The 22,501-nt window shown below is 57.2% G+C and carries 12 protein-coding genes and 1 rRNA gene (1 of these 13 running past the window's edge); 1 reads left to right on the forward strand and 12 read right to left on the reverse strand.

Annotation, left to right across the window (positions count from 1 at the left end):
* Positions 1–112: 112 nt before the first annotated feature.
* Positions 113–1,825, reverse strand: coding sequence for a putative manganese-dependent inorganic diphosphatase (locus tag HW273_RS09350; protein WP_179011803.1), 1,713 nt, complete (start codon positions 1,823–1,825; stop codon positions 113–115).
* Between the two features lie 357 nt (positions 1,826–2,182).
* Here HW273_RS09350 and HW273_RS09355 point away from each other — a divergent pair, with 357 nt between their 5' ends.
* The gene (locus HW273_RS09355; RefSeq protein WP_179011805.1) at positions 2,183–3,382 is read left to right on the forward strand and encodes a DUF4349 domain-containing protein; all 1,200 of its coding nucleotides are present in this window, start codon (positions 2,183–2,185) and stop codon (positions 3,380–3,382) included.
* 70 nt (positions 3,383–3,452) lie between these two features.
* Here HW273_RS09355 and HW273_RS09360 read toward each other — a convergent pair whose 3' ends face one another.
* From HW273_RS09360 to HW273_RS09410, 11 genes are all read right to left on the reverse strand, one after another.
* A complete protein-coding gene (locus HW273_RS09360; RefSeq protein WP_179011807.1) occupies positions 3,453–5,144 on the reverse strand; it encodes an FAD-dependent oxidoreductase in 1,692 nt (563 codons plus the stop codon).
* 397 nt (positions 5,145–5,541) lie between these two features.
* Positions 5,542–7,779, reverse strand: a complete 2,238-nt coding sequence (locus tag HW273_RS09365) for a flavocytochrome c (protein WP_179011809.1) — start codon at positions 7,777–7,779, stop codon at positions 5,542–5,544.
* Positions 7,780–7,950: 171 nt separating this feature from the next.
* Positions 7,951–11,694: a phosphoribosylformylglycinamidine synthase gene (locus HW273_RS09370; RefSeq protein ID WP_179011811.1), complete on the reverse strand. Its 3,744-nt coding sequence runs from the start codon at positions 11,692–11,694 to the stop codon at positions 7,951–7,953.
* A gap of 3 nt (positions 11,695–11,697) precedes the next feature.
* A complete protein-coding gene (gene purD, locus HW273_RS09375; protein ID WP_179011813.1) occupies positions 11,698–12,969 on the reverse strand; it encodes a phosphoribosylamine--glycine ligase in 1,272 nt (423 codons plus the stop codon).
* A complete protein-coding gene (gene purN / locus HW273_RS09380; RefSeq protein WP_179011815.1) occupies positions 12,966–13,556 on the reverse strand; it encodes a phosphoribosylglycinamide formyltransferase in 591 nt (196 codons plus the stop codon). The genes purD and purN overlap by 4 nt, the downstream gene beginning before the upstream one ends.
* A gap of 49 nt (positions 13,557–13,605) precedes the next feature.
* Positions 13,606–14,790: a phosphoribosylaminoimidazolecarboxamide formyltransferase gene (locus HW273_RS09385; protein ID WP_179011817.1), complete on the reverse strand. Its 1,185-nt coding sequence runs from the start codon at positions 14,788–14,790 to the stop codon at positions 13,606–13,608.
* Position 14,791: 1 nt separating this feature from the next.
* Positions 14,792–15,514: an IMP cyclohydrolase gene (locus HW273_RS09390; protein WP_243206781.1), complete on the reverse strand. Its 723-nt coding sequence runs from the start codon at positions 15,512–15,514 to the stop codon at positions 14,792–14,794.
* Between the two features lie 12 nt (positions 15,515–15,526).
* Entirely contained in the window at positions 15,527–16,570 is a 1,044-nt protein-coding gene (gene purM / locus HW273_RS09395; protein WP_179011819.1) for a phosphoribosylformylglycinamidine cyclo-ligase, read from the reverse strand.
* Between the two features lie 128 nt (positions 16,571–16,698).
* Entirely contained in the window at positions 16,699–17,217 is a 519-nt protein-coding gene (gene purE / locus HW273_RS09400) for a 5-(carboxyamino)imidazole ribonucleotide mutase (RefSeq protein WP_179011821.1), read from the reverse strand.
* A 425-nt stretch (positions 17,218–17,642) separates the two neighbouring features.
* Positions 17,643–19,718: a molecular chaperone HtpG gene (gene htpG, locus HW273_RS09405; protein ID WP_179011823.1), complete on the reverse strand. Its 2,076-nt coding sequence runs from the start codon at positions 19,716–19,718 to the stop codon at positions 17,643–17,645.
* Positions 19,719–20,114: 396 nt separating this feature from the next.
* A 23S ribosomal RNA gene (locus HW273_RS09410) occupies positions 20,115–22,501 on the reverse strand (it continues 494 nt past the right edge of the window).

Raw genomic sequence — 22,501 nt, forward strand, 5'->3', positions numbered from 1 at the left:
GTCCTGACCGCTATGGCAAAAGAAAGCCCGCTCTCCCGAAGACTTTCCGTCATAAGCATTCGTTTGGCGGATGTCCTCATGCGCTGTCGGCAGAAACCGTCCGCTCCCCCTGTTACAGCTGCTCCGCGAACAGTGTCAGCGGCGGCACCAGCTGCTTCTTTCTGGACACCACGCCCGGCAGCGTCACGCTGTAGCCGTCCTCCGTCGTATCCGGCCTGCCGCTCTCCCTCTCGCATGCCACCCCGAAGGCGTTCTCCACGAGCTGTCCCGCGCCGCTCCCCACCGCGAGCAGTAAGGTGCTCTGCTCGAGAATATTCGTCAGCATCACAAAGCCCATATTCAGCTCCTCTTGAGCGAGCGCATCGTTCGCGAAATGCAGGAGCCGCGGCTTCAGCGCCTCCAGCTCTCCGGCATTGAGAGAGGTCACCTGGCTCACACCGAAGCGAAGCTTGCCGGCATTGAAATGCTTGAAGTCCTGATAGAAAATTTCCCTGTCGCTCTTCCCTTTCAGATTGGAACCGGCAGAGAACATCTCCACCGCATACTTCTCGATCTCCACGCCCGCGAGCTCCGCGAGCTCCCTCCCGACCTCCTCGTCAAGCGGCGTACAGGTCGGCGAGCGGAAGAGCAGCGTATCAGAAATGATGGCAGACATCAGAAGCCCCGCCGTCTGCGGGTCAATCTCGATACCCTGCTCCCGATACATCTGATAAATAATGGTACTCGTGCAGCCGAGCGGCTGGTTCCGGAAATACACCGGCCCCAGCGTCTGTATCGTGCCGAGGCGGTGATGGTCGATAATCTCCAGCAGATTGGCGCTCTCGATCCCCTCTACCGCCTGTCCCGGCTCATTGTGATCAACCATAATCACGCTCTTGCCGCTGCTGCCCAGCAGGTTCCGCCTCGAAACCATGCCGAGATAGCGCCCGTCCTTGTCCAGAATCGGGAAATCCCGATGCCGCTTGCTCGCCATGATCTCCCGGATATCGTCTATGAAGTCCTCCTCCTCGAAGGTAATCAGCCCCTCTGTCTTCATGAAGTAGCTGATCGGGATGGACTGGTTGATGAGCCGCGCCGCCGTATACGCATCATAGCTCGTCACCATGATCAGCATCCCGCTCTGCTCCGCGAGGCTCTTGATCGTCGGGGAAACATTCGCGCCCTCGCAGATAATGATGCAGTCCGCGCCGTTGTCCAGCGCGGAGAGCTGATTCTCCGCACGATTCCCCAGAATGACGATGTCGTGCTTCTCGATGTAGTAGCTCATCATCTCCGGATTCGCCGCAGCGATCAGCACCTTGCCCTCCTCACAGAAGCGCTCCTCTGATCCCGTCACCAGCGTCGCCTCCAGCGTCTCCCGGATGTTCCGGTACTGGGTGTGCGCCTTCGAAATAATGCCGGAGTCATAGACGTTCATATAGGACTTCGCGATATCCCCCACGGTAATCAGTCCCTCGAGATCCCCGTCGTCCGTGACAGCCGGCAGCGTCACCACATCACCCTCGTTCATAATGTTCCACGCCTCCTTCAGAGACATATTCTTATGGACGCCCGGTGTCTTCCTATATTCAATGTCGCTGAGCTGCGTGCGCACCGTCGTAATGAGACGCGGCTCCGGCACCTTGAAGCAGCGGAGCACAAAGCGGGTCTCTCCGTTGGGACTTCCCGCGCGGCAGGGCACATAGCTCTCCGTCCCCGTCATTTTATTTTTCAGTCTCGCATACGCGATCGCCGCGCAGATCGAATCCGTATCCGGATTCCGGTGCCCGGTAACCAGGATCTGTCTCTCTGTATTGTGCGGAATCGCCTTCTTTTTGGCAGGCATAGCTCCCCCTTTTCTTCTTCAATTCTACTGTTTTGTAATAATTCAGACATAAAGATCTATTTGGCAGATGCCCTTATTCGTAATTCGCCGAAATACCGTTCCAAATTTATAGCAATCATTTCTGTTCCAGCGAATGGCTTAGCTGAACTGTTACACTATTTTAGCAAGGCGGAAATGGCATTACAAGGAATATTCTGCTTTTCGCGGGATACAGTGTAAAATATCAAAATTTTTTCGCTTCTCCTGTGACCCCCCGCATTTATAATTTGTCATTATAGGTGAAAGAGATTACAATGGAAGCAGGAAGCTCCGTGCCGTTATGACAGGAGCGCTGTATGGAGAGAAAGGAGATATTGTATGAAACGATCTGATCGAAGGGGAAAGTGGAAATGGAGCGCGGGCACTGCCGCGATTCTCGCCGCACTCTGCCTGAGCGCCTGCGGCGGCGGAGAGGACAGCTCCGCCTACGATCCCACCATGCTCTATAGCGCCAATAAGGAGGCGGGCATGGCGGCGCCCGGCGCCATGGCTTACGAGGAAACCGCAGCGAACTACAGCGCGGAAAATCGCAGCCTTGACGCTGCGGCAGACTCTGAGGGCGTCTCCTCCGGCTCTTCCGGGCTCGGGGACGCGCCGGAGGATTCGACACCCTCCACGGATACGCCTCTGGAAAAGAAACTGATCCGGAACGCCGATCTCGAGTTCGAAACAGAAAACTTCGACGAATTTCTGCGCTCTCTGGAAGCGAAGATACAGATGTCCCATGGCTACATCGAGAGCTCGAATATCTATGGCTCCGAGCAGTACCAGACGAGTCGCAGCGCCTCCTATACCGTCCGCATCCCGACAGCGCAGCTCGACGACTTTCTGGAATACTCCGCAGGCGCCGCGCACCTGATCCGGAAATCTGTGAGCACACAGGATATCACACTGAGCTACCACGACACAGAGCTTCGGAAGGAAACACTTCGGACGGAACAGCAGCGGCTGCTCGAGCTGATGGCGCAGGCGGAATCCATGGAGGCAGTGATTGCCCTCGAATCCCGTCTCTCCGAGATTCGCTACGAGCTCAGCAGTCTCGAATCAGATCTCCGACTCTATGACAATCAGGTACAATACAGCACCGTATACATCGAGATTCAGGAGAGAGCGATCCCCACGCCGACCATAAAGGCAGGCTTCCTGAACCGGGTCAGCCTCGGCTTCCGGCAGAGCTTCGGAGACGTTGCGGAGGGACTGGTAGACTTCTCCGTCTTCCTGCTCTCTTCCATCCCGCAGCTGGTCGTTCTCGCGGTGATCTTCCTGCTTCTCTTCCTGCTCGGCAGGAGAATCCTGAAAGGATTCCGCAACCGCCGCCAAAAGGCACTTACGGAAAGGGCCCGGCTGGGATATCCCATACCGCCGCAGCGCGGCTTCTCTCCTGCAGCTCCTGTCCCGAACAGGACAGCGAATGCCGGCACACAGACACCTGCAGGAAGCCCCTCCGTACCGCAGGAAACTGCTGCCGGAAAACAGCCGCCCGCGCAGGAGGCAGCTTCCGAAAATAAAAACCAGTAAGAAAACTTCCGGACAGGAGAGGAGGCGGCTTCGGCCGCCTCCTCTCCTTCGCTCCCTTCTTCCCTTACTCTTATCGGAAGTTATATGCCGTCACGATCTTTTCCCTGTTCTGCACGATATCGTTATAATACTCAAAGAGGCAGATCCCCAGGAAGGAGCCGGAGATATTGATGATATTCTCGAAGCCCATGCCCTGCAGCGCCACGGTCGCGAAGTAACTGCGCTGCGAGGAGCGGCAATGCAGATAAACCGGACGATCCTTCGGGATCTCTCCTGCGCGGCTTCGCAGCTGGCTGAGCGGAATGTTCACCGCGTTCCTCAGATGCCCCGCCTCATACTCGCGGGCCTCCCGCACATCCACAATATACGCGCCGCTCTCGACCAGATTTCGCACCTCGGAAACCGGCTCCTGCCGGTATCTTCCGTAGAGAAGATTGAGCCCGACCAGCGCCGCCTGATTTACCGCATCCTTCGCAGTACTGTAAAGCGGCGCATAGCACAACTCCAGCTCCTTCAGATCCTCCAGCGTCGCGCCCATCGTAATCATGGCAGCGATGGTATTGATCCGCTTGTCCGCCTCTCCCCTGCCGATCGCCTGCGCCCCCAGCAGTCTCCCGGTAGGATACTCGAAGAGCAGCTTCAGGCAGAGCACGGAAGCGCCGGGCAGGATGCCAACCCTATCATTGGTAAGTACATAGGCGTATCCGTATGGGATTCCCTCCTCCTTTGCCTCTCTTTCATTCAGCCCCGTCGCCGCCGCATTCATGCCGAAAACCCGCACACAGCTCGAGCCGATGACGCCCTTGTTATTATGGGGGATGCCGTAGAGATGGTCAGCTGCTGCTCTTGCCTGCCGCTGCGCAGGCCCCGCGAGGGCGAGTCTCGCCTTCTTTCTTTTCAGCCGGTGATATAGCTCGACGGCATCTCCCACCGCATAAATATGCTTATCGCTCGTCAGGTAGTTGTGATCTACAAGGATGCCGCCGGTCTCTCCGAGCTCCAGTCCCGCCTCCTCCGCGAGCCTCGTCTCCGGACGCACGCCCAACGCCATAACGACGGCATCCGCCGGTATCTCCCTTCCGGATCGGAGCGTCACGGAAGCCGCATTCACGGAAGCGATCCCGTCTCCGACGATGAGGGAGACGCCATTGTCGAGCAGCTCCTTGTGCAGGGTCTGCACCATGTCATAATCAAAGGGAGCCAGAATCTGCGGGGCAGCCTCAAGCAGTGTGACCTGCTTTCCGATAAGGCGCAGGTTCTCCGCCACCTCCACACCGATGAAGCCTCCGCCGACCACTGCCACCTTCTCGATCCCATCCCGGGAAAGATAGCTCTTCAGGCGCACAATGTCGACTACATTTCGAACAGTGAATACATTTTCGGAATGAATGCCGGGAATGGACGCCGGCAAAAGGGGCGCCGCGCCGGGAGACAGCATGAGCGTGTCGTAACTCTCCCACAGCTCCTCCCCTGTCTTTAGATCCTTCACCCGAATCCGCTTCTCTGCACGGCAGATCTCCAGCACCTCATGCTCGGTTCTCGCTGTAATCCTGAACTGATGATAGAAGCGCTCGGGTGTCATCATAATCAGAGCATTTTCCGAAGCCACCATCCCACTCAAATAGAAGGGGAGCGCGCAGTTTGAGAAGGAGATATGCGGCCCCCTCTCAAAGACAATGATTTCGGCATTCTCATCCAGCCTTCTCGCCCTCGCCGCAAAGGAAGCACCGCCGGCGACACCGCCGACCACAACAATTTTCATAGCAATCCGAACCTCCTTATTCTTTCAGGTAAGCACTCGCTTCCTGAATTCGTATATTTCTTGTGAAAATTATAGCAGGCTTTCCATAAGAAAAAAAGCCGCCGCACTGTGACTCAGTCACTGTTACGCCGTACGCGTAATGGTTCCGCTAAGCAGCTCTTCATGCTCGATATTCCATTTCATGGCAATTGTTTCTGTAACAGAGAATTGCGAATAGCTTAGCTAAGGAAACACTGCTTTATTCATGGCACGTGACTTTGCCGGTTTCATCAACGTTTCCCCAAACCGTTGCAAAAAATGAGCTGTAAAGAAATTTCACAAAGGAAGAACCCTCCAGCCATAAGACCGGAAGGTTCTTCCTTTCCATAGAGGCTTGTTAAAATCCTCCTCTCTGCTGTCAGCCTGCAAGCTTCGCCGCGTTCTCTCCTGCGATCCTGCCGAATACCGTGAAATCCGAAACAGCATTGCCGCCGAGACGGTTCGCGCCATGTACGCCTCCGGTTACCTCTCCGGCTGCGAAGAGTCCGGCAATCGCCTGTCCTTCACCGTTCAGCACCTCGGTCTTCGTATTGATCCGGAGACCGCCCATCGTATGATGAATACCCGGCATTACCTTGATCGCGTAGAGTGTGCCCTCCAGCGGCTCCGCGAAGCTCGTGCGGGAGAAATCCGGATCCTGCTTCGCTGCTACATAGCCATTCCAGCTGTCAAGCGTCTCCGAAAATGCCGCGCCGTCTACCCCCATTGCCGCAGCAAGCTTCGCCGCGTCCTCTCCCGTCACGGTATAGCCGGACTTGATATAGCCCTGAATGACGGCGGACTTGTCTGCCATCTTCTGGTCGATCACAAGCCATGCGAAGGAGCCCGGCTGCGCGATCTCCGCCGCGGAAACCACATCTCTGGTTCCAACCTCATCGATGAAGCGCTTTCCCTCGCTGTTTACGAGGATTGCACCATCCCCGCGGAGTCCCTCTGTAATCAGGTGTGCGCTGTTCGCCTCTACCGTCGGATGAATCTGGATCTGATCGAGATCCACAACGGCAGCACCTGCCTTCTCGCCCATGACGATCCCCTGTCCCTGCGCACCTGCCGCATTGGTCGTCATGAAGCCCTTGAGCTTCGGATTGTACTGCTCCACCATCTTAAGGTTTGCCCCGAAGCCGCCGGTCGTAAGCACAACCGCCTTGGCATGAATCGTCACCGTATTCCCGGTCTCGCCGCTCGCCTTCACACCGACTGCCGCGCCCTTCCCGTCGGTAAGGATCTCCTCCGCCGTAGTGGAGAGCAGCAGGCTGATATTCTCCCGTTTCTTGACATTCTCCTCGAGAATCGGCACCATATACGCGCCTACCGCAGTGGTCTTCCCCTCTGCGTTGACCGGTCTGTGAATGCGCTTTACCGAAGCGCCGCCGAAGGAGCCGACATTATGAAGCTCCGCGCCGATCGTATCCAGCCAGCCGATCGCGCCGGCACTGTTTTCCGCCAATGTCTTCACAAGCGTGAAATCATTGATCCCCTTGCCGCCGATCATCGTATCCAGCTCCATCAGCTCCACGGAATCGAAGTAGCCGTCCGGTGCGAGCCGGTAGCTGTCCCACTGCTCCTGCACGGTCTTCGCAAGACCTGTGATCTCTGCATTATCCGCATACTTCTCCGCCGCGGTTTTCAGCGTCTTCTCCACGCCTGCCGCCTCGTCGAAGGCATTCTCATCCTGCCATATCGTATCCGCTGCGTTCATGCCGCCGGTTGCCCGCACGGAATTGCCGCCGACCATAGACTGACTCTCCAGCAGTATAACCCTCTTCCCTGCATCGGCAGCCTCGATCGCTGCGGTCATCCCTGCACCGCCGGCACCGATGATGACGATATCGGTATCCAATACGACATCGTCCGCCTTCTCTCCGGAAACGAGCGGTGCATGCTCAAATACCGATGCATCCAGTCCGGCAGAGGCGAGCGCTGCCCTGACCGCTTCGAGAATCGCATTGGAGGTCACGGTCGCGCCGGATATGGCATCCACCTGCAGGCTCTGCCCTGCGACGATCGCAGCCGGAAGCTGCTCTGCCGCCTTGTCCCCGATGCCCATGGTTTCCTGATGCTCTGTGACCTTGACAGAGTAGATCTTCTCCTTATCCGCCACAATTTCGACCTTGACCGGTCCGTTATTGCCCTGCGCTTCGCCGATTGCGCGGATTGCGTCCGCCGGAATCTCCATCGCCGTATCCGCCGTCGTCTCTGCCTGCACCGGCTCCGCGCCGAAACGCGCTGCATCGAAGCCTGCCTGCCGCAGCGCGTCCGCTGCCGCAGTCTTGATGGCATTGGAGGTGAAGGTCGCGCCGCTCACCCCGTCCACCGCGAGGCTGTTCTTCTCGACAATGACCCCCGGGAGCTGATCGATCGCCTTGGATCCGATGCCCTGCGTCTCCCCATTCTCCAACACCTTGACGGCATAGATCTTATCCGCCGTCGCCGTCACCGAGACCTTGACCGGCCCTGCAAAGCCATCTGCCTCCGCGGTCATTGTCACGGCATCTGCCGGTACCGCATTGGCAGAGCGGGTCTGGTAGCCCAGTATGCCTGCCGCTATGATGCCGACAGCCAGCACGGCATACGGCAAAGGACTTCTTTTTTTCATAACGCATCTCCCTCTTCTACTGAAAATCATTCCGGAACATCACCCTGGGGATCTGTCCCTTCCTCTCTTTCGCCTAGGCGCTTCCCCAATTGTACCAGACTTTGTCCAAAATGTCCAAAAATCCAAAGACTTCCTTGACAGCGCCGGCAAAAGCAAAATCACTGCTTCCCCTTACTCGAAATACTCCTTCGCGGAGCAGAAAAGCTTCATATCATAATTCCCCGGCACATTCCTGAAGTTCCCCGGCTGCCACCGCTCGATATGTCCCATCTTTCCGAAGACACGGCCGTCCGGAGAGGTGATGCCCTCCACTGCCCGGAAGGAACCGTTCGGATTGTACTGCAGTTCCATCGTCGCTCTGCCGGAAAGATCCGCATACTGCGTCGCGATCTGACCGTTCGCTGCGAGCTCCCGGAACAGTGTCTCCTCACAGAGGAAACGTCCCTCGCCATGAGAGATCGCCGTGCTGTAAACCTCGCCCGGCTCCGTATTCATCAGCCACGGACTCATATTGGAAACGACACGCGTCCGCACGATCTTCGACTGATGACGTCCGATCGTGTTAAAGGTAAGCGTCGGGCAGTGCACATCCGTATCCCGGATCTCTCCGTAGGGAACGAGCCCGAGCTTGATCAACGCCTGGAAGCCGTTGCAGATGCCGAGGAGCAGCCCGTCCCGGCTCTGAAGCAGCTCCATCGTTGCCTGTCGAACCGTATCATTTCGGAAGAAGGAGGTGATGAACTTCGCGCTGCCATCCGGCTCGTCTCCGCCGGAGAAGCCGCCCGGAATGAAGAGAATCTGTGCCTCCCGAAGCTTCCCCGCGATCTCCGCAATGGAATCCTGAATATCCCGGCTCGTCAGATTCCTGACGACGACGATCTCCGGCGCAAGCCCTGCGTCTCTTGCCGCCCTCACGGAATCGTACTCGCAGTTGCTGCCCGGGAAGACCGGGATCAGAACCCTTGGCTTCACGCAGGAAACCGCAGGTGCCTGCCATTCCTCTGTGCTCTGCTCCGGAATCTCCGGAACAGAGGAAGGGCTTCCATCCCCCTGTCCCAGTGTGTTGCAGGGGAAGACCTGCTCCAGCCGTCCCTCATAGTTCTCCGCGAGTGTGGAGAGCGTGAGGCTCTCTGCATTGTAGCAGAGCATCGGCTCCTCTGTAACGGTTCCGAGGTCAGCCGCGATTATCCCGCGCTCCCTGAGCCCTGCGCTGTAGATCCGGTCTCTGTCCGCAGCATCCGTGAGCTCCAGCAGGAAGGAGCCGTACTGATACGAGAAGATGTCCTCCCTCGAAAGGGAGGGAGCGAAGCAGAAGCCGAAGCCATTTCCCATGCACTGCTTCAGCACTGCCTCCGCGATCCCTCCGTAGGTCGGCGTATACACCGAGGCAAGCTTCCCCTCCGTATTCAGACTGTATACGAGGGCAAAGAGAGCGAGCAGTGATTCCTTTTTCGGGAGCCCGTTCTCCTGCGCCGGACGCAGCCAGAGGACGGCATGACCTGCCGCCTTGTACTCCGGTGAGAGTACCTCCTGCACAGCTGCTGTCGTGACTGCGAAGGAAACAAGGGTCGGCGGGACATCCAGCTGCTCGAAGCTGCCGGACATTGAGTCCTTGCCGCCGATCGCTGCGATCCCCAGATCGAGCTGTGCTTCCAGCGCACCGAGCAGGGAAGCGAGCGGCGCGCCCCATCTCCGTCCGTCCTGTCCCGGCTTCCCGAAATACTCCTGGAAGCTCAGGTAGGTATCCGTGAGAGAAGCGCCGGTCGCGATCAGCTTCGCCGCCGACTCTACAACCGCAAGATACGCCCCACGGTACGGATCCTTTTCGCTCAAAAACGGATTATAGCCGTAGGACATCAGCGATACAGTGTCCGTATGCTTCCGTTCCATCGAAATACGTGCTGCCATTGCCTGCACCGGCGTCCGCTGAAAGCGTCCGCCGAAGGGCATCAGCACCGTACCGCCGCCGATCGTGGAATCGAAGCGTTCCGAAAGCCCCCGCTTCGAAACGACGTTCAAATCCCGGGAAAGCCGCTCCAGATTCTCCGTGAAGCTGCCCTCTGCCGCTCTTTCCGTACGTTCCGGCGCAGCAGCTTCGATCTCTATATGCTTCTCCGCACCGTTGCTGCTCAGGAACTCTCTGGAAAGATCGAGGATGACCCTGCCGTTCCAGCGCATTACCAGCCGGTTCCGGTCTGTTACCTCCGCGACACGGGTTGCTTCCAGATTCTCTGAATGCGCGAGGCGCAGAAACGCTTCCTCATCCTCCGGACTGACCACGACCGCCATTCTCTCCTGTGACTCCGAGATCGCAAGCTCCGTGCCGTCCAGCCCCTCATACTTCTTCGGCACCTTGTCCAGATCGATCTCCAATCCGTCCGAAAGCTCGCCGATTGCGACGGCAACGCCGCCCGCACCGAAGTCATTGCAGCGCTTGATCAGGCGGGAGGCGGCCGGATTCCGGAAGAGCCGCTGCAGCTTCCGCTCCTCCGGCGCATTTCCCTTCTGTACCTCCGCACCGCAGCTGTCCAGCGAGTCCAGCTTATGCGACTTCGAGGAGCCGGTCGCCCCGCCGACACCGTCCCGTCCGGTTCTGCCGCCGAGCAGAATCACAATGTCGCCCGGAAGCGGCTGCTCCCTGCGCACATTCTCCGCCGGAGCCGCTGCGATCACCGCGCCGATCTCCATACGCTTTGCCGCATAGCCCGGATGATAAATCTCGTCCACCAGCCCGGTCGCGAGCCCGATCTGATTGCCGTAGGAGGAGTAGCCGTCCGCCGCTGTGATGACGAGCTTCCGCTGCGGGAGCTTACCCGCCATCGTCTCCTGTACCGGAACCGTCGGATCCGCCGCACCGGTCACGCGCATCGCCTGATATACATAGGCACGCCCGGACAGCGGGTCGCGGATCGCACCGCCGATGCAGGTTGCCGCGCCGCCGAAGGGCTCGATCTCCGTCGGATGATTGTGGGTTTCGTTCTTGAAGAGCAGCAGCCAATCCTCTTCCTTCCGATCCGCCTCCACCCGTATCTTCACGGTGCAGGCATTGATCTCCTCCGACACATCCAGCCTCGAAAGCTTTCCCTGCTGCCGAAGCAGCTTCGCCGCGATCGTGCCGATGTCCATCAGATTGATAGCCTTCGTCCGATGAAGCTCCTCCCTCACCGAGAGATATCGCTTCCACGCCCTCTCCAGTGTCTCATCCTCGAACCGCACCCTGTCGATCGTAGTAAGGAAGGTCGTATGGCGGCAGTGATCCGACCAATAGGTATCAATCATCCTAAGCTCCGTGATGGTCGGATCCCGGTGCTCGGAGCGGAAGTACTGCTGACAGAAGCGGAGATCGTCCAGATCCATCGCGAGTCCCAGCTCCCCGAGGAAGCGGGAAAGCGCCGCCTCGTCATAGTCAAGGAAGCCGGTGAGGGTCTCCACCTCCGTAGGAACCGTATACGGAAGATCCAACGTCTCAAGTGCCTCGAGCGACGCCTCTCTCGCCTCCACCGGATTGATCAGATAGTGTCTGATCTGAGCAAGCTCTGTCTCCGAAAGCGCGCCGAAAAGGCAGTATATCCTCGCCGTCCGGACACGCGGCCGCTCCCCCTGCGTCAGAATCTGGATACACTGCTCCGCGGAATCGGCTCTCTGGTCATACTGTCCGGGGAGATACTCCACTGCGATCACGGTCCCTCCGCAGTCCGGAAGCGCGGAGAAGACCTCGTCCAGCTGCGGCTCGGAAAGCACCAGACGAACCGCTCTCTCGAAGCCCGCCCGATCCAGCCCCTCTACGTCGTAGCGGTTGAAGAGCCGGATCCCCAGAAGGCTCTCTATCCGGAGATTGCTGCGAATGTCATGCAGGAGATGCTCCGCGGTATGCCGCAGCCCCTCCCGCTTCTCTACATAAACCCGATTTACCATAGCTCACTCTCCCCTTCCTGCCCGCAGCGCTCTCTGTCCGATATCCCGACGGTAATGCATATCCGTGAAGTGGATCCTCTCCATATCCTCGTATGCCAGCTTGATCGCCCGCTCCAGCGTCTCTGCTGTCCGCACGACGCCGAGCACACGTCCGCCGCTCGTCAGGAGCTTCCCGTCCTTCCGCTCCGCCCCCGCGATATAGACATTCTCACAGCCGGAGAGCCCGCTGATCTCATAGCCCGAACGATAGGCCTGCGGATAGCCTCCGGATGCCGCTACGATACAGCATGCGCTCTCTGACTTCCAGCGAATCTCTGTGCCGGCAAGCCTTCCCTCCGTACACGCCCTAAGGATCGTCAGCAGATCCGAATCGAGCAGCGGCAGCACGACCTGTGTCTCCGGATCCCCGAAGCGGCAGTTGTACTCGATGACCTTCGGCCCGTCCTTCGTCAGCATCAGCCCGAAATAGAGACAGCCGCGGAAGCTTCTGCCCTCCGCATTCATCGCCCGAACCGTCGGCAGGAAAATCCGCTCCATGCACTCCTTCGCGACCTCCTCCGTATAAAACGGATTCGGCGCAACGGTTCCCATCCCGCCGGTATTAAGCCCCTGATCCCCATCCAGCGCCCGCTTGTGATCCATAGAGGAAACCATCGGCACGAGCTCTGTGCCGTCTGTGAAGGACAGCACAGAAACCTCCGGTCCCTCGAGATATTCCTCGATCACGATCCGATCTCCCGAATGTCCGAATTTCTTCTCCGCCATGATGGTACGGACACCCTCGACCGCCTCCGATCTGGTCATCGCGATAATGACGCCCTTCCCGAGTGCCAGCCCGTCCGCCTTGATCACAGCCGGAATCGGACAATGCGACGCATAGCGAAGCGCCGCATCCAGCTCAGTGAATGCCTCATAGGCTGCCGTCGGGATACCGTACTTCTTCATCAGGTTCTTCGAGAAAACCTTCGAGCCCTCGAGGATCGCTGCATCCTTCCGCGGTCCGAACGCCGGAATACCGGCTTCCTCCAGCGCGTCCACCATGCCGAGCACCAGCGGATCATCCGGTGCCACGACGACATAGTTCACCGCCCGTTCCCTGCAGAAGCGGACGATGCCCTCCACATCTGAGGCACGGTACTCCGGGACGCAGACTGCCTCCTCCGCCATCCCGCCGTTTCCCGGGATCGCATAGACCGTCTCCACCGACCGATTCTTTTTCAAGGCGCGGAGGATGGCGTGCTCCCTGCCGCCTCCGCCTATCACAGCTATCTTCATGCTCTCCCCTCTCTCAGTGCCCTGCTCATCAGCTCCGCCGCCTGCGGAAGCAGCTTCCACTCCGCCTCCTCCATGACCCGCCGCTGCAGCGTCTCCGGGGTATCTCCCTCCAAAACCTCCACCGCCTTCTGCATGAGGATCCGTCCGCCGTCCGGCACCTCATTGACGAGGTGCACCGTCGCGCCGCTCACCTTGACGCCATAGCGGAGCGCCGCCTCATGCACCTTCTTCCCATAGAAGCCCTTGCCGCAGAAGCTCGGAATCAGGGACGGGTGGATGTTGATGATACGGTTCGCATAGCTCCTCGTGAATTCCTCGGACAGGATCGTGAGATATCCGGCAAGAATGACGAGCTCGATCCCCTTCTCCTGCAGCAGCTCGCGGAGCCTCACCTCATCCTTCCGCACCACTGCGGTTTCGATCCCCGCTCTCCCGGCACGCTCCAGCGCATAGATCCCCTCTCGGGAGCCGACGACGAGACACAGCTCCCCATCCGGGAGCTCTCCGCGCCGTTCGGCATCAATCAGTGCCTGCAGATTGGTTCCGCCTCCGGACACCAGCACCGCGATCCTCGTTTTTGCCTTCATTTCCCTCTCTCCTATCCGCATGGAGCGCGCTACTCCGCGTATTCCGTTCTCAATGATGGAACAACCGCATCCCTGTGAAGCAGACCAGCATGCCGTACTTGTCCGCCGTCTCAATCACGTTGTCATCCCGGATCGAGCCGCCCGGCTCCGCCACATAGCTCACACCGGACTTTCTCGCTCTCTCAATGTTGTCGCCAAATGGGAAGAAGGCATCGGAGCCGCAGGCAACGCCGCTGAGCTTCGACAGATATTCCCTCTGCTCCTCTTTGGAAAAGACCTCCGGCTTCTCGGTGAAGTAGTTCTCCCACACGCCGTCCGCGAGGACATCCCTATAGTCCGGAGACAGGTAAAGGTCTATCGTATTATCCCGATCCGCCCGCCGGAGCCCCTCCCGGAACGGAAGCGCGAGCACCTTATCTGACTGCCGGAGGTGCCAGAGATCCGCCTTGTTCCCGGCGAGCCGCGTGCAGTGAATCCGGGACTGCTGCCCTGCGCCGACGCCGATCGCCTGCCCGTCCTCCGCGAAGCAGACTGAATTGGACTGGGTATATTTCAGAGTAATGAGCGCCACGGTCAGATTCAGGCGCGCTTCCTCCGTAAGCGTCCGATTCCTGGAAACAATATTGGAGAACGCCTCCTCCGTAATCCGGCAGTCGTTTCTCCTCTGCTCGAAGCTAACGCCGTAGACCTGCTTCTGCTCCAGCTCCTCGGGTACATAGTCCGGGGCAATACGGATAATGTTGTAGCCGCCCTTCTTCTTCGTCCTAAGCAGCATAAGCGCCTCCTCGGTGTAATCCGGCGCAATCACGCCGTCCGAAACCTCCCTGTGGATCAGCCGCGCAGTCGTTAGATCACAGCAGTCAGAGAGGGCAATGAAGTCCCCGAAGCTGGACATCCGGTCCGTCCCCCGCGCACGCGCGTAGGCACAGGCCAGCGGACTCTCTGCGAGTCCCTCGATATCCTCCACAAAGCATGCCCGGCGCAATCGTTCCGGCAGCACCCTGCCGACCGCCGCACCGGTCGGGGAGACATGCTTGAAGCTCGCTGCGGCAGGCAGGTCCGTCACCTCCCTGAGCTCCTTCACGAGCTGCCATGCATTCAGGGCATCCAGAAAATTGATATAACCGGGCTTTCCGTTCAGGATCTCAAACGGGAGCTCCTGCCCCCCGCGCATAAACAGACGCGCCGGCTTCTGATTCGGATTGCAGCCATACTTTAATTCAAATTCCTTCATCTCAGTCCACCCTCTCATATCGATTCACAAGCACATCCTCCCGCTCGCCGCTCTCCCGATCCGTGTAGCGGACAAAGAGGGCAATCTTGTTATCCGGATCCAGATTCTCCCAGATCTCGTCGGCAAGCTTCCTCGCCGAATCCGGCAGCATGACCCGTTCCGGCTCTCCCGAGAAGCTCGGAAGCGGATCGCCGTCCTGCTGATAGGTATGGAGGAAATGTCCAAGTCCTGCCTGCATCTGATACTGGTAGCTGTATCTCACGCAGTCCGTTCCCTCCGCATCCTCCGCCTTCAGAATCGACATCCGGTACTCCGTCCCGGACAAATCCACCAGCGCAGAAATCCGCGGCGTCCAGTTCGGAGCATCCGGCTCGAAGCGCCTCGTCTCCAGCGCCTCCTCGAAGGTATTGCCCTCCCTCAGGAAATCATAGATCGTATCCGTCTGATCGCCGTTCGTCACGATCAGATTGTCTGAAAGACGCCGGATCGGCGAGTAAATAATCAAGCTCGGATCCTCGACCTTCGTACTGTCTGCCGGATAGATCGTGAGTGTCTCCCCCTCCGAAACGAAGACCCTGTTTCGGGAATTCGCGGAACGCCCCATGATGAAGTACGCCGATACGATCCTTCTGCCGTCCTGTGAAGCGCCGATCACGATGCCGCGCCCCGGATAACGGTTCCCCGCGAGAAGCTTTCCCAGCTCCTGTCTCTGATAGCTCATCATCCTTCCTCCCTTCTACAGCAGCCTCAGCTTCTCCTCGGATACCGTGATCTCTCCGAGCCGATAGGCCTCCACGCCGCTCTCCCGAAGGATGCGGAGCGCCTCCGCCTCGGATTCCTTCGGCACCACAACCGACATTCCGACACCCATATTATAGGTATTATACATATCGCGGGTGGAAATGCCGCCCCGCTCCTGAATCAGCCTGAAGATAGGAAGCACCCGCACCTCTTTCATACGGATCTCCGCACCGAGCCCGTCGGGAATGGATCTCGGAATATTCTCATAGAAGCCGCCGCCGGTGATATGGCTGATGCCCTTTACCGACACGCGCTCCAGCAGAGAAAGCACCGGCTTCACATAGATCATGGTCGGTGTAAGCAGCGTTTCGCCGAGTCCCCTGCCGCCGAGCGCTTCGATTGGGCGTTCCGCCTCCTCCCTCGTGATATGGTCAATGTCGAATACCCGCCGAACGAGGGAGAAGCCATTGCTGTGCACGCCGCTGGACGGCAGCGCGAGAATGACGTCTCCTGCCTGCATGGCACGGTTATCGATGATCCGATCCTTCTCCACGATTCCCACCGAGAAGCCGGCAAGGTCATATTCGTCCTCCGGATAAAAGCCAGGCATCTCCGCCGTCTCTCCTCCGATCAGCGCGGAGCCCGCCTGCACGCAGCCCGCTGCGACCCCCTTCACGATCTCTGCGATCCGCTCCGGGACATTCCTGCCGCAGGCGATATAGTCCAGGAAGAACAGCGGCTTCGCCCCGCAGCAAATCACGTCATTCACGCACATTGCAACGCAGTCAATGCCGACGGTGTCATACTTCTCCAGCAGGAACGATAACTTGAGCTTCGTGCCTACGCCGTCGGTTCCGGACACGAGCACCGGCTTCCGATAGCCCGCCGGCAGCTCGAACAGCCCGCCGAAGCCTCCGAGTCCGGACACGACGCCCGCCGTCATCGTCTGCGCCACATACTGCTTCATCAGCTCCACTGAACGATAGCCCGCGGTAATATCTACGCCCGCCTCCTTATATGCCTCGCTGTAGCTCTTCATTTTCTCTCTCTCCCTCCCGCCGGATGCTCCGGCGTCTGTCCGCTGCCGTCTGCCGGCGCGCCGTCCCTCTCCCGAAACGCTTTCCTGCCTTATCTGCCTGCGGTCTCGGATCGCAGGCGCCGCGCATTTTACCGCAGAGCTGTACTGCCCGCTCCGCTCCGGAAGCGTGCGCTGAGCTCCGCATCCTTCGCGAGAATCTTCTCATGATTCTCCGCCCGCTCTATATCCAGCTTTTCCGCGAGCCTCTCATCCGTCACCGCGAGGATCTCGATCGCAAGCAGCGCCGCATTCTTCGCGGTATCGACCCCCACCGTTGCCACAGGGATCCCCGGCGGCATCATCACTGTGGACAGAAGCGCGTCCATACCCTCCAGCACCTTACCGCTGCAAGGAAGTCCGATGACGGGAAGCGTCGTATTCGCCGCGATCGCGCCGGCAAGGTGTGCTGCCATTCCTGCGGCACAGAGCAGCACGCCGAAGCCCTGTGCTCTCGCCGATCTTGCGAAGGCGCGTGCCTCCTCCGGCGTCCTGTGCGCAGAATACACATGTACCTCGAAGGGCACGTCATAGCTCCGGAGTACCTCTATCCCTCTCTCTACGATCGGGAGATCCGAATCACTCCCCATAATGACTGCAATTTTTTTCATCCAAGACTCCTTTCTGCCCCCGGTCAAAGATTGAGGGAGCCACGCGGCTTTGCGCAGTTCGAAGGACTGTGCTGCCCCTCCGGCGAGGAGAGCTTTGCGCAGTTTTAGGCAATCGCTTGCGATTGCTTCTTTCCCTTATCAAAAACACAGCGCACTGTATAAAATATCCGCTTATACAGCATAAAGGGGGAGCGGCACAAAGCCACTCCCCCTTGGATATTATGATATTTCAATACAACAGGAATACTCTTCTGCACCATGCGCGATCCCCGCGCCAAAAAAGAATAATCTAACCGATGGCTTCCTTCCGTATTTCGCGAAATGCATCTCAAGATTCATCCTTTTCCCTCAAAGTGCAATCGAAGCGTCTCCCTGTGACCCCTGCATTATAGATGAACAATGCGGGCACGTCAAGTCCGGCAGACTCACTTCGTCATTTTGAGCAGAAGTGCATTGCTTCTCTCGATAAACTTCGCCATCGCGTCCGCACCGAGCGGCGCCTGCTGCAGCTTCGCGAGATCATAGAGCTGCTCTGCGATCAGCCTCGTCGTCTCGCTCTCCTCCTGTGTCATCAGATACTGTACCAGCGGATGCGCGGTATTCAAAAGCAGCGTCTCCTCAACTGCCATATCTCCCATCGGCATTCCCTGCATCGCGTACATCTTCATCATATCGTTCATGCGGCGGGACTCCTCCGAAACGGAAAGCATCGCGGCAGTACGGTCGGAGCTCATGCGCTGGAGCTTCACCTGCAGCTTCGAGAGTCCCGGCAGCGTCCTCATATACTTCTGCAGACTCTCCGCCTTCTCCGTCAGCGTCTTTTCCTCCTCCTCGGAGCTCTCTGCCTTGAACTCCGACTCCAGATCCGCATCAATCCGCTTGAAATGAACCCCCTCGTTCTTCGCCTCCAGCTCAGAGATAAACGGCTGGTCGATCTTCTCCGGCAGAACCACCGCAGTCTTCCCTGCCTCGCGGAAGAGCTTGATATACTGGCTCTGCTGCACCGGATCGGTCACATAATAAATCGTCTTATTCTTCTCCGGCTCCTCTTCTGCCTTCTCCTGCTTCTCCGGCTCTGTCTTTTCCTCTGCCGGAGCCTCGTTCCCGTCACCTTCCTCCGCGCTCGTCTCGTCCTCCTTCTTCTCATTGTCGATCGGCTTCACCTCGAGGCACTCCGGCAGCGCAAGGTACTTGCCGTCCAGATCCTTGAAGAGGATGTAGTCCGTCATTTTCTCACAGAACTTCCGGTCGCGGAGACAACCGTACTTGATGAACGGCGCGATATCATCCCAATACTTCTCGTAGTTCTCGCGATCTGTCCTGCACATTCCGGAAAGCTTGTCCGCTACCTTCTTCGTGATATAATCAGAAATCTTCTTCACGAAGCCGTCATTCTGCAGCTGGGAGCGGGAAACGTTCAGCGGGATATCCGGGCAGTCGATGACGCCCTTCAAAAGCATCAGATACTCCGGAATGACCTCCTTGATATTATCCGCGATAAACACCTGATTATTGTAAAGCTTGATGGTGCCCTCAATGGACTCATATTCCATATTGATCTTCGGGAAGTAAAGGATACCCTTGAGATTATACGGATAGTCCATATTCAGGTGGATCCAGAACAGGGGCTCCTTGTAGTCGTGGAAAACCTTTCGGTAGAAGTCGAGATACTCCTCCCGGCTACACTCGCTCGGATTCTTCGTCCACAGCGGGTGAATCTCATTCATCAGCTCCGGACGCTTCTCGATCCGAAGCTCCGCCTCGATCTTCCTCTCCTTGCCATCCGCATCCTTTTCTGTCTTCTCCGGAATTTCCTCTAATACGACATCGTCCTCCCGCTTCTCTGAAGCTTTGATCGTCATGCTGTCCTTCGGCAGCTTCGTGAGGTAGATTTCTACCGGCATGAAGGAGGAATACTTGTCTATGACAGTTCGAAGCTCCCACTCGTTGCTGTATTTCAGGCAATCATCATTCAAATGCAGGGTAATGCTGGTTCCGTGCGATGCCCGCGTCCCCTTCGACATCGTATAGTCCGTACCGCCGTCACACTCCCAATGCACCGGAACCGCGTCCTTCTGATAGGACAGCGTGTCGATCGTCACAAGGTCTGCCACCATGAAGGCGGAATAGAAGCCCAGCCCGAAGTGTCCGATAATCTGCTCGTCATTCGCCTTATCCTTATATTTCTCGATAAAGTCGGTCGCACCGGAGAAGGCGATCTGGTTGATATACTTCTCGACCTCCTCCTCTGTCATCCCGATTCCATTGTCGGTAAAGGTCAGGGTTTTCTTCTCCGTATCGACCGTCACGTCGATCCGCCCCTTATAGTCCTCGGGCTTCTCCCACTCGCCGATCAGGGAGAGCTTCTGCAGCTTCGTCACCGCATCGCACGCATTGGAGATCTGCTCTCTCACGAAGATATCCTGATCCGAATACATCCATTTCTTGATAATCGGGAAAATATTCTCCGAATGAATTGATAATGTTCCTTTTCCTGCCATGTCTGCCTCCTGTTTCTGTCAAAGCTTTATTTCTTTTCTCTGAAAAAAGCAATCGCAAGCGATTTCCCTGAACCGCTCAAAGCTCTCCTCACCGGAGGGGCCGCACAGTCCCTTGTAATTCGAACTGTACGCAATCCTCGCCAGAGGGGCATCGCAGGTCTTCGACCCGCGATCATCCACGTGACTCCCCCGATCAAAGTTAGGGGGAGCAGAAATGAATCTGTCGAGTAGTATAGCACGGTTGCTAGCACTCTTCAATATCGATTGCTAATAAATTTTCAAAAAAAGCCTCGTCTGGCGTCTCCGCCAAACGAGGTTTCGAAAATTCATCTTATTTTCGTGCCTTGAAAACCACATACCTGCATATTCATCCTGTATCCAGCGAAACATCTCCACATTGGATAAGCCCTCGACCTATTAGTAGCTGTCAGCTGAATGCTTTGCAGCACTTACACCTCAGCCCTATCTACCTCATTCTCTCTAAGGGGTCTTACTCTTTCGATGGGAGATCTCATCTTGAGGCAGGCTTCACGCTTAGATGCCTTCAGCGTTTATCCTTCCCCGACTTGGCTACCCTGCTATGGGATTGATTCCCAACAGGTCCACCAGAGGTCAGTCCATCCCGGTCCTCTCGTACTAAGGACAGCTCCTCTCAAATCTCCTGCGCCCGCGCCGGATAGGGACCGAACTGTCTCACGACGTTCTGAACCCAGCTCGCGTACCGCTTTAATGGGCGAACAGCCCAACCCTTGGGACCGACTTCAGCCCCAGGATGCGATGAGCCGACATCGAGGTGCCAAACCTCCCCGTCGATGTGAACTCTTGGGGGAGATCAGCCTGTTATCCCCAGGGTAGCTTTTATCCGTTGAGCGATGGCAATCCCACTTTCATACCACCGGATCACTAAGTCCGTATTTCTACTCTGCTCGGGCCGTCACCCTCGCAGTCAGGCTCCCTTCTGCCTTTGCACTCTTCTAATGGTTTCCAACCATTATGAGGGAACCTTTGAGCGCCTCCGATACCCTTTCGGAGGCGACCGCCCCAGTCAAACTCCCCGCCTGACAGTGTCCCGGTGCCGGTTCACGGCTCCCGGTTAGAAATCCAATAGCAAAAGGGTGGTATCCCAACAGCGACTCCGGAAAAACCGAAGTTCTTCCTTCTTAGTCTCCCACCTATCCTGTGCATTCACTACCGAATCCCAGTGTCAAGCTGGAGTAAAGCTCCATGGGGTCTTTCCGTCCTGGCGCGGGTAACCAGCATCTTCACTGGCACTTCAATTTCACCGGGTGCATTGTTGAGACAGCGCTCAAATCATTACGCCTTTCGTGCGGGTCGGAACTTACCCGACAAGGAATTTCGCTACCTTAGGACCGTTATAGTTACGGCCGCCGTTTACTGGGGCTTCAATTCAAAGCTTCGCTTTCGCTAACCTCTCCTCTTAACCTTCCAGCACCGGGCAGGCGTCAGCCCATATACTTTACCTTACGGTTTCGCATAGACCTGTGTTTTTGCTAAACAGTTGCTTGAGCCTTTTCTCTGCGGCCCACTCTCGTGGGCGCCCCTTCTCCCGAAGTTACGGGGTCATTTTGCCGAGTTCCTTAACAATGCTTCTCCCGCCGGCCTTAGGATTCTCTCCTCATCTGCCTGTGTCGGTTTGCGGTACGGGCTTACTGTACACAATAGCGGCTTTTCTCGCCACGGACTCTGAGAGCTTCGCTACTTTTCTTCGCTCCGCATCGCGTCCTCGGATTGCCAGACGGCTTTTCCTGCCTGGCTCCTCCCACGCTTGCACCGGTCTTTTCTTTCCCGGCTCTCTCCTCCTCCATGTGTCCCCACAGTTCTGATACAGTAAGGTACTGGAATCTAAACCAGTTGTCCATCGGCTACGCTTCTCAGCCTCGCCTTAGGCCCCGACTTACCCAGGGCAGATCAGCTTTACCCTGGAAACCTTAGATATTCGGCCTGGAGGATTCCCACCTCCATCTCGCTACTCATTCCGGCATTCTCTCTTCAAAGCCCTCCACGGCTCCTTCCGGTACCGCTTCTGTGAGCTTTCAATGCTCCTCTACCGATGACTTTCGTCATCCCTAAGCTTCGGTGTCATGTTTCAGCCCCGTTAATTTTCGGCGCAGGACCTCTCGACTAGTGAGCTATTACGCACTCTTTGAATGTGTGGCTGCTTCTGAGCCAACATCCTAGTTGTCTGTGAAATCCCACATCCTTTACCACTTAACATGCACTTGGGGACCTTAGCTGTAGATCTGGGCTGTTTCCCTTTTGACTACGGAATTTATATCCCGCAGTCTGACTCCCGTGTATATCTTCATGCCATTCGCAGTTTGATATCTATTGGTAGACTTTGACGCCCCCTCAAGAATTCAGTGCTCTACCTGCATAAGACTTTACCACGAGGCTAGCCCTAAAGCTATTTCGAGGAGAACCAGCTATCTCCGGGTTCGATTGGAATTTCTCCGCTATCCACACCTCATCACCACCCTTTTCAACGGATGTGTGTTCGGACCTCCACCAAATTTTACTTTAGCTTCATCCTGGACATGGATAGGTCACCCGGTTTCGGGTCTATACCTACTGACTTTACGCCCTCTTAAGACTTGCTCTCGCTTCGGCTTCAGGCCTTAAGCCCTTAACCTTGCCAGTATATATAACTCGCCGGACCGTTCTACAAAAAGTACGCGGTTCACCTTTCGGTGTTCCACAGCTTGTAAACATAGGGTTTCAGGTTCTCTTTCACTCCGATCCCTCGGTTCTTTTCACCTTTCCTT

This window comes from Oribacterium sp. oral taxon 102, from assembly GCF_013394775.1.
Lineage (GTDB): Bacteria > Bacillota > Clostridia > Lachnospirales > Lachnospiraceae > Oribacterium.